The 8,204-nt window shown below is 66.3% G+C and carries 11 protein-coding genes; 3 read left to right on the forward strand and 8 right to left on the reverse strand.

The annotated features are described in order from the left end of the window. Positions 1-47: 47 nt before the first annotated feature. Together E8A12_RS09825 and E8A12_RS09830 are read right to left on the reverse strand one after the other, a co-directional pair. Complete coding sequence (locus E8A12_RS09825) at positions 48-473, reverse strand: SRPBCC domain-containing protein (protein ID WP_293368133.1); 426 nt, start codon at positions 471-473, stop codon at positions 48-50. An 86-nt stretch (positions 474-559) separates the two neighbouring features. Further along, positions 560-862 (reverse strand): helix-turn-helix domain-containing protein, encoded by a 303-nt coding sequence (locus E8A12_RS09830; protein WP_293368135.1) that lies wholly within the window; start codon positions 860-862, stop codon positions 560-562. A gap of 86 nt (positions 863-948) precedes the next feature. On the opposite strand from E8A12_RS09830, the gene E8A12_RS09835 reads away from it, so the two are divergent. Then, a complete protein-coding gene (locus E8A12_RS09835; RefSeq protein ID WP_293368137.1) occupies positions 949-1,311 on the forward strand; it encodes a VOC family protein in 363 nt (120 codons plus the stop codon). On the opposite strand, the gene E8A12_RS09840 is transcribed toward E8A12_RS09835, so the two are convergent. Together E8A12_RS09840 and E8A12_RS09845 are read right to left on the reverse strand one after the other, a co-directional pair. Further along, a complete protein-coding gene (locus E8A12_RS09840) occupies positions 1,308-1,817 on the reverse strand; it encodes an MAPEG family protein (RefSeq protein ID WP_293368139.1) in 510 nt (169 codons plus the stop codon). The genes E8A12_RS09835 and E8A12_RS09840 overlap by 4 nt on opposite strands. 41 nt (positions 1,818-1,858) lie before the next feature. Beyond that, positions 1,859-2,938, reverse strand: a complete 1,080-nt coding sequence (locus tag E8A12_RS09845; RefSeq protein ID WP_293368141.1) for a DNA methyltransferase — start codon at positions 2,936-2,938, stop codon at positions 1,859-1,861. A 206-nt stretch (positions 2,939-3,144) separates the two neighbouring features. Between E8A12_RS09845 and E8A12_RS09850 the strand changes: the two genes are divergently transcribed. Beyond that, entirely contained in the window at positions 3,145-3,879 is a 735-nt protein-coding gene (locus tag E8A12_RS09850) for a PEP-CTERM sorting domain-containing protein (protein WP_293368143.1), read from the forward strand. Positions 3,880-3,986: 107 nt separating this feature from the next. On the opposite strand, the gene sthA is transcribed toward E8A12_RS09850, so the two are convergent. The 4 genes from sthA to E8A12_RS09870 all read right to left on the reverse strand — a co-directional run bounded on the left by sthA (position 3,987) and on the right by E8A12_RS09870 (position 7,142). Further along, complete coding sequence (gene sthA / locus E8A12_RS09855; RefSeq protein WP_293368145.1) at positions 3,987-5,447, reverse strand: Si-specific NAD(P)(+) transhydrogenase; 1,461 nt, start codon at positions 5,445-5,447, stop codon at positions 3,987-3,989. Between the two features lie 143 nt (positions 5,448-5,590). Next, positions 5,591-6,250, reverse strand: coding sequence for a ribonuclease HII (locus E8A12_RS09860; protein WP_293368147.1), 660 nt, complete (start codon positions 6,248-6,250; stop codon positions 5,591-5,593). 2 nt (positions 6,251-6,252) lie between these two features. Further along, positions 6,253-6,555 carry a hypothetical protein gene (locus E8A12_RS09865; protein WP_293368149.1) on the reverse strand — a complete coding sequence of 101 codons (303 nt, stop codon included), beginning with the start codon at positions 6,553-6,555 and terminating at the stop codon, positions 6,253-6,255. Continuing rightward, positions 6,552-7,142, reverse strand: coding sequence for a DNA-3-methyladenine glycosylase I (locus E8A12_RS09870; RefSeq protein ID WP_293368151.1), 591 nt, complete (start codon positions 7,140-7,142; stop codon positions 6,552-6,554). The genes E8A12_RS09865 and E8A12_RS09870 overlap by 4 nt, the downstream gene beginning before the upstream one ends. Before the next feature lie 51 nt (positions 7,143-7,193). Between E8A12_RS09870 and E8A12_RS09875 the strand changes: the two genes are divergently transcribed. Next, positions 7,194-8,084, forward strand: a complete 891-nt coding sequence (locus tag E8A12_RS09875) for an alpha/beta hydrolase (RefSeq protein WP_293368153.1) — start codon at positions 7,194-7,196, stop codon at positions 8,082-8,084. The last annotated feature ends 120 nt before the right edge of the window (positions 8,085-8,204 follow it).

The following is an 8,204-nucleotide window of genomic DNA, read 5'->3' on the forward strand; positions in this document are numbered from 1 at the left end:
GGCCGCGCGGGCAGGGCTTTCGAAGCTGCTCTAGTCGGCTCCCGGGCTTAGTCGACCACGGCGTCGGCAAGCCTCTCGAGGATTTTCGACCAGGTCTTCTCGTAATCGGCCTGACGCCACTTGTCGGCCTCGGTCACCGAGCCGTCGGCGTTCTCCTGGGTGACCTTGACCTCCGTGCCGTCATCCTGCGGCTCCAGCTCGATGGTCACCACGTGGGTCTGGTCGGGCGCGGCGGAGCTGGTGTGGGTGTAGCTGAGCCGCCGCCAGGGCTCGAAGGAGCGAACCTCGCCGCGATCCTCGAAGGGTTTGCCGTTATATTCGCCGCGCATCACGATGGGACCGCCGACGCGCCAGTCAGCCTGCACCTCAGCGCCCATCATGTAGGCTTTCATGCCCTCTTGCGAGGTGAGGGTTTCCCAGACCTCGGCCTCATTGGCCGGAATCACGCGTGAGGCCTGCGCCGTAGCGGTCATGAGCGATACTCCCTTGATTTTTCTGCCCACCCCAGAACCTGCACCAGGCCAGGAAGTGGCGTCGAAATTTAGTCCCAGCTTCACCGCTAGCCGCGGACCCAGGGCGTAAGAACCTCATAGATCGGCGGCATGGTCGGCCCGTCGCGGGAGACGGAGATCAGCTTTCGCCGGCGGGTGAGCTGGCGCACCGCGTTCTGCACCGAGGATTTCGACAGGCCGGTCTCCAACGCGATGCCGGCCAGACTGGCGGCGAACCGGCGCTGGCCTCCATCGGTCCGCGCCCAGAGCCACAGGTAGACCAGGAAGGCCGAGGGCGTGTGGTCATGCCCGACCAAATCGCGCATCAGGACGTCGATCACATAGGGGTCGAGGGCAATCCTTCGAGTCATCTTCATTGTTATAGCAATTATTGCACGCATTGTCGGCGCGCCCGCCGATCCGGCAAAGAAAGCACGATGAGAAACCGGAGGCTCCGATGATCACCCACCTGAAGTTCGCTGGCCTGCCCTGTCGGGACCAGGAGCTGCAGCTGAAATTCTGGACCGAGAAAATGGGCTTCCGCGTCACCACCGACCAACCGATGGGCGCGCAACGGTGGATCGAGCTGGCCATCGCCGGCAGCCAGACCGGCCTGGTGCTGTTCACGCCGGAAGGCCACGAGGACCGCGTTGGCACCTTCTTCAACGGCTCCTTCGCCTGTGACGACGTGGAGCAGACCCATCGTCAGCTCAGCGAACGCGGCGTCGAATTCCGCGGGCCGCCGGAGAAGCAGCCCTGGGGAACCTTCGCGATCTTCAAGGACCCCGAGGGCAACGAGTTCGTGCTGAGCTCGCGCTAGGCGAAAAGGCGGATCGCCAGCCAGACGAGAGTCGCGACGGCTGGGTAGAAGGTCAAGCCCAGGCCGAACGCCCGCGCCCACGGCGCATAGAGATAGCCCAGGAAGAACGCGGCCCGGCCGACGGCGAACAGGCCCGCCAGCGCCGGGATCAGACCCAGATCGCGCGGCGTCAGCTCAAGCGCCAGGCCCGTCCAGGCGACGGCGGCAAGGACCGTCTGTTCCAGGGTGTTCTGGTTGTATCGAAGATTGATCTCCAGGAAGCCCGGCTTGGCCGTAGGGCCGCCGTCGATGGCGTCGGCGCGGAGGAACCTCTGGTTTGCGGTGAGGCCTAGACCGGCGAAAAGGCAAAGCGCCGGGACCAGCATCCATCGCGCGGCGAGCGCGAGCCGCTCGGCCACGGCGAGCGGAGCCGCAGCGTGAGACCCCATGGCGCGCGAGGCCACGAAGACGCAGACCGCCACCGCCGCCAGCATGCCGAGCGCGATCAGGATCTGCTTTCGGATCATCGTCCCACCAGGTCCAGCCTAGACCTGGCGGAGGCGCCGAGCTAGGCCGCCAACTGCTGGCGGACCTTGGCGCGCAGGACATCGATGGGGGCGAGGCCCTTGTCCGACTTGAAGTGCCAGTAGGTCCAACCGTTGCAGGCCGGCTGCGACTGGACCATGGCGCCGACCTTATGGATCGAGCCGGAAAGGTCGCCCACCACCAGGCTGCCGTCGGCGCGCACGCGCGCGGCGTGGCGGCCCTTGTCGTCGTAGAGCACGTCGCCGGCGCGCAGCAGGCCCGCCTCGACGATCTGGCCGAACGGGATGCGCGGCTCGGACTTCTTGGAGCCGGTCACCACCATCTCCTCGGCCGTGGCCGGGATCACCTTGGCGATGCGGTCCTTGGCGAGCCTGGCATAGTCTGCCTCCCGCTCGATGCCGATGTAGTGGCGGCCCAGCCGCCTGGCGGCGGCGCCGGTCGTTCCGGTGCCGAAGAAGGGGTCGAGGATCACGTCACCGGGCCGGGTCGACGCCAGGATCACCCGGTGCAACAGAGCTTCCGGCTTCTGCGTCGGGTGCGCCTTGACGCCCGCCTCGTCCTTCAGCCGCTCGTCGCCTGTACACAGCGGCAGGCTCCAGTCGGAGCGCATCTGCAACTCGTCATTGGCCATCTTCATGGCGTCGTAGTTGAAGGTGTAGCGCTTGCCGCCGCGCGACTTGGTCGCCCAGATCAGGGTCTCGTGGGCGTTGGTGAAGCGGGTGCCCTTGAAGTTCGGCATCGGGTTCGACTTGCGCCAGACGATGTCGTTCAAGATCCAGAACCCCAGATCCTGAAGGGTCGCGCCCACCCGGAAGATGTTGTGGTAGCTGCCGATCACCCACAGCGCGCCGTCGTCTTTCAGAATGCGGCGACATTCGGACAGCCAGGCCTTGGTGAAGGCGTCGTAGGCGGCGAAGCTTTCGAACTGGTCCCAGTGGTCGTCGACCGCATCGACCTTCGAATTGTCCGGGCGCAGCAGGTCGCCACCGAGCTGAAGATTGTAGGGCGGATCGGCGAACACCAGGTCGCACGAGCGGTCGGGGAGCTTCCTCAGCTCCTCTAGGCAATCGCCCTGGATGATGGTGTCGACGGGAACGCCCATACTCGCCTCTCGATGTCTCGAGGCTGAATCCTGGGGCCGTATGGTGAAGGACCCGTTGCCGAACGTGGCGAACAGAAAGTTAAGCCCGCAGCCCCGTGGCAGGGCCACTGCCACGGCTGAGCTCCAATGTGGCGAAATATTGTCACTGAAAAAACAGTAGCTTAGCCTTAGGAGCCTTTTCGTCGGATCGCGTGTTTCCGGTCGCGATGAAGACCAGGATCACGCCTGAGGCCGCTCTTAAAAGCTCCCGCCCGACGGGCTGGGGATGGCGGCTGGGGCTGTTCGGCGGCGTCGCCGCTGCGGCGACCGGCCTCATCGTGCTGGTCGGCAACGCCTACACCCTGGATATCCCGCAGGTGATGACGAACAAGGACGTCGTGGCCACGTCAGCGCCGACGTTCGCCGCGCCGGGACGGGCGCGTGGCCTCGTCGCCTGGAATTCGGGACGGGCCGCGCCGATCGTCGGCCCGGCCGCAGTTGGACACGCGTCCACACCCCACGGCGGTGGGTTGCTGCCGGCTGTGCTGACGACGGTGCAGGATGTGCAGGATGCTGTCCGGGACTCTGACGACGCCTCCGACCACAGCGATGAGGCTGAGCTCGAACTGACGGCGGCCGACTTCCCGATCGACGGGGCGTACGGAGCTCTAGCTTCCGGCGACGATGCGGGCGGCTTTGTCGGTTTCGGCTCGTCCGGGAGCGATGGTTTTGGACCGCCCTCCAGCGGCGGCGGCTTCCTCTCGAACCCGGGCGGCGCGTCCTCAGGCGGCTTCGGCGCCGCGCCTGCCGACAACAACGATCCGCAAGGACTTCAACCTCTGCTCGCGGCGCCTGGCCTGACCGGGCCGATCCCGGAACCGACGACCTGGGCCTTGCTCACCCTGGGGCTGGCGGGCATCGGCGCCGTGCTTCGTGGGCAACGCCATCGGCGCTCGGCCTAGACCCTGTCCCCGCCGACTTGAACCAAGTCAGCCGGAAATGAACAGGTCGCCAGCTATCTGGCCCTCCTTTTTACACTCAGGTTGATCCAACCTGAGGGAGAGGGAATCTAGCCGTTCACCGCCTTGGCGGCCAGTTCGAGCTTGGTTTTCATCGCCTGCACGCTGGGCTGCTGCTTGGGCATGCGGTTCCAGGCGTCGAGAGCGGCCACCTTGTAGGCTTCGGCCAGCGTCGGATAGTTGAATGTGTTCTCGACGAAGTAGTCGAGGGTTCCCTCCAGATTCAGCACCGCCTGGCCGATGTGGATCAGTTCGGTGGCCCCCTCGCCCACGATGTGGACGCCCAGCAGACGCCGGGTCTCCAGGGCGAACAGCATCTTCAGGAAGCCCGACGAGATGCCCATGATGTGGCCGCGCGATGTCTCGCGGAACCTCGCGACACCGCACTCGTAGGGGATGCCCCGCTCGCGCGCCTGTTCCTCGTTCATGCCGATCGTAGAGATCTCCGGAACCGAATAGATGCCGTAGGGGAAAAATTCCGGCGCCGCCTGGGCCGGGGCGTCGAAGGCGTGGCAGGCGGCGATGCGGCCCTGCTCCATCGAGGTCGAAGCCAGGCTGGGGAAGCCTACGATGTCGCCCGCCGCATAGATGTGCGGAACCTCGGTCTGGAAGCTAGCCTTGTCGACGGTGAGGCGGCCGCGCTCGTCGGTCTTGAGGCCACAGGCGTCAAGGCCCAGGCCATCGGTCGCACCTTCACGGCCGGCCGAGAACAGCACCATGTCGGCGTGCAGTTCGCGGTCGTCGGTGAGTTTCAGGTGGCAGTGCTGCGGGCCCACGACATCGGCCGACGCCACCTTGGCGCCGAAGCGGACGATGACGCCGCGCTCGCGCAGGTCGTGCAGGAACTCGTCGGCGAGTTCGCGATCGAGGAACGGCATGAGCACGCTGTTGGGCTCGATGATGGTCACCTTCACGTCCAGCGCCGAGAAGATCGAGGCGTACTCCACGCCGATGACACTGGCGCCGACCACGACCAGTTGGCGCGGAATGCGGGTGATTTCGAGGATCTCGTCGCTATCGACGATGTTCTCGCCATCGAAGCCGATGTGGGTCGGGCGGAACGGACGCGTGCCGCAGGCGATCAGGAATTTCTCCGCCGTGTAGTCGGCGACGCCGGCGGCGCTGAGCACCGAGACGCCGTGCGAGGCGGTGAATGTCGCGACGCCCTCGACGGTGTCGACGCCATTGCGGGCGAACTGGTGCTCGAGCACGTCCACCTCATGGCCGAGCGTGATGTCCAGCCGCCGACGCAGGTCCTCGGCGCCGATGTTCTTCTTGGCTCGGTGGGCCGCGCCATAGAAGCCACGTTCGCGCCAGCCGGAAAGGTTCAGAACCGTTTCGCGCAGGGTCTTGGAGGGGATGGTGCCGGTGTGGACCGAGACGCCGCCCACCCGGCGGCCGCGCTCGACCACCAGCACGCGCTTGTTGAGCTTGGCCGCCTGGATCGCACCACGGCGTCCGGCGGGACCCGACCCGATGACGATCAGGTCGTAGTGATTGGTCTTGTCCACGTCGTTCCCCTCCCGGCGTTCTGCGGGCGGGTAACCTTAAGCGTGGCGGGTTAATTTGAGATTTTTGAAGCCTTGACAACTGGTTAGCGCCGCAGGCGCCCATGCTGCCTGCTGCGGTCGCGGGTCAAGCTTGAGTTAGCAGTTCAATCCTCATCGGCGAACCCGTCGAAGACGAACTTGTCCTGGGTCGGGAGTTCGCCGATCAGCGCCAGCTTCACCGGCGCCCAGCCCATGCGGTGGATCTCGCAGGGGCCCAGCGTGCGCAGGGCCTCGACGTGGACTTCCGCGTGATAGCCCTTGTGGCTGGCGAAGCCGTAGCCGGGGTAGCGCTGGTCCATCTCGATCATCAGTCGGTCGCGGGCCACCTTCGCCAGGATCGAGGCTGCCGCGATCGACTTCGACTTTCCGTCGCCGCCCACCACCGTCTTCACCTCGCAGGGCAGGTCGAAGCGGTAGTTGCCGTCCACCAGGGCGTAGGCCGGCGAAACGGAGAGACCCTCGACAGCGCGGCGCATGGCCAGCCCGGCGGCATGCAGGATATTCAGGCTGGCGATCTCCTCGACGCTGGCGAAGGCCACGCACCAGGCGACCGCCTTGGCCTTGATCTCCACCTCCAGGGTCTCGCGCACCTTGGCCGACAGCTTCTTGGAGTCGTCCAACCCCTTAGGCGTCTTCTTCGGGTTCAGGATCACCGCGGCGGCGCTGACGGGCCCCGCCCACGGCCCGCGCCCGGCTTCGTCTACCCCGCAGACCGGTCCGCCGATGAAGGCGCGCTCCAGCAAGAGGGTCGGGCCCTTGGCCATGGTTATTCTACAGTGTCCACGGCGACCACATGCTCGGTGTGCTTATTGAAACTCACCCGCACCATGGCCGGCCCATCGGAGCGGTCGGCCGGCCGGTAGTAGGTCACGACCCAGACCTTGTCGTAATCGGCGATCTGGGCGCGCCAATCGAGGTAGGCCTCCATATGGCGGTGGACCAGTTCGTCATGCGCCAGCCTGAGGGCCTTCTGCTGATTGATCTCGCCGATGTGCACCGGCCCGATGGAGGTCTGGCAGGCGGCGAGGCCGAAGCTCGCGAGACACGCTAAGATCAGACCCGTCTTCATCGGCGCACCTTCTGGACTTCATCGTGCCGGACGCAGCAGGTCAGGTGATCGTTGACCATGCCGACCGCCTGCATCCAAGCGTAGACGATCACCGGACCCACGAACTTGAACCCCTTGGCCTTCAGCGCCTTGGAGACCTCGACGGCCAGCGGCGTCTGGGCCGGGACGTCGCCGATGCCGACGGCGCCGGTCTGGATCGGCTTGCCGTCCACGAAGCGCCAGCAGAACTCGGAGAAGTCCTCGCCCGCGTCGCGCATGGCCAGGTAGATCTTCGCCGAGTTGATCGCCGCGTCGATCTTGGCGTTGGAGCGGACGATGCCGGCGTCGGCCATCAGCCGCGCGCGGTCGGCCTCGCCGTAAGCCGCGACCTTCTCCGGATCGAAGTCGTTGAAGGCCGCGCGGAACGCCTCGCGCTTCCTCAGGATGGTGATCCAGGCCAGGCCCGCCTGGAAGCCGTCCAGCACCAGCTTTTCCCAAAGCGCGCGCGAATCATACTCCGGTACGCCCCATTCGGTGTCGTGGTAGGCCTCGTAAAGCGGGTCGCCGGCCATGCCGCGCCACCCGCATCGGATCAGGGTCTCAGCCATCGGCGCACTCTTCTCCGAGCCGCGCGCGGGACACAAGCGGGAGTTCGAGGGATGAGCTTCGAAGGCTTCGAGTTGTCGCAGATCGAGGTGGGTGAAGGCGTCTCGCTCAGGGTGCGCCATGGCGGCTCCGGTCCGCCGCTCCTGCTGCTGCATGGCCACCCGGAGACCCACATGATGTGGGGCAAGTTCGCCGGCGACCTGGCGAAGGACTTCACGGTCGTGGCGCCGGACCTGCGCGGCTACGGCAGGAGCACCAAGCCCCCATCGAGCGCCGACAACGAGACCTCCTCCAAGCGCGCCATGGCCCGCGATGCGGTGGCGCTGATGAAGCATTTCGGCTTCGACTGCTTCGATGTGGCGGGCCATGACCGCGGCGGCCGGGTCGCCTACCGGCTGGCATTGGATCATCCCGAGGCTGTCCGGCGGGTCTCGATCTTGGACATCATCCCGACCGGTGAGGTCTGGGCCCGGATCGATCATCGGTTCGCCCTGGCCTACTGGCACTGGTCGTTCCTGGCCCAGCCCTATCCCGTGCCCGAGCACATGATCACGCCGGACCCGGAGTTCTACCTGTTCACCGCCCAGTTCCGGGGCCGAAAGCCCGATTTCCTGGAGCCGGAGGCCCGGGCCGACTACCTGACCTGCGGATCGACGCCGGAGGTGATCCACGGGATGTGCGAGTGCTATCGCGCCGGCGCGGGATACGACCGCGAACTCGACTGGGCCGACAAGGCAGCGGCCCGCCACAAGATCGCCTGCCCGGTGCAGATCCTGTGGGGCAAGAAGGGCGCGCTGGAGGCCTGGTACGACACCATGGCGATCTGGCGCGAGTGGGCCGACGATGTCCGCGGCGAAGCGATCGATTGCGGCCACTTCCTCCCGGAGGAGAAACCGGCCGAGACGATGGCGGCGCTCCACCGTTTCCATTCGGGCGGGCGCTGATACTGTTCCCCGGGGCTTTGGGGGACATTATGGACAGGCAGAGACTGGCCGGCATCGCGGGCGCGCTGGGAATCCTGGCGCTGGCGGGACCGGAGGCCCAGGCGGCCGGGCCGACCTACG

Origin of the sequence: Phenylobacterium sp., from assembly GCF_004799395.1 — a bacterium.
Taxonomy (GTDB): domain Bacteria; phylum Pseudomonadota; class Alphaproteobacteria; order Caulobacterales; family Caulobacteraceae; genus Phenylobacterium.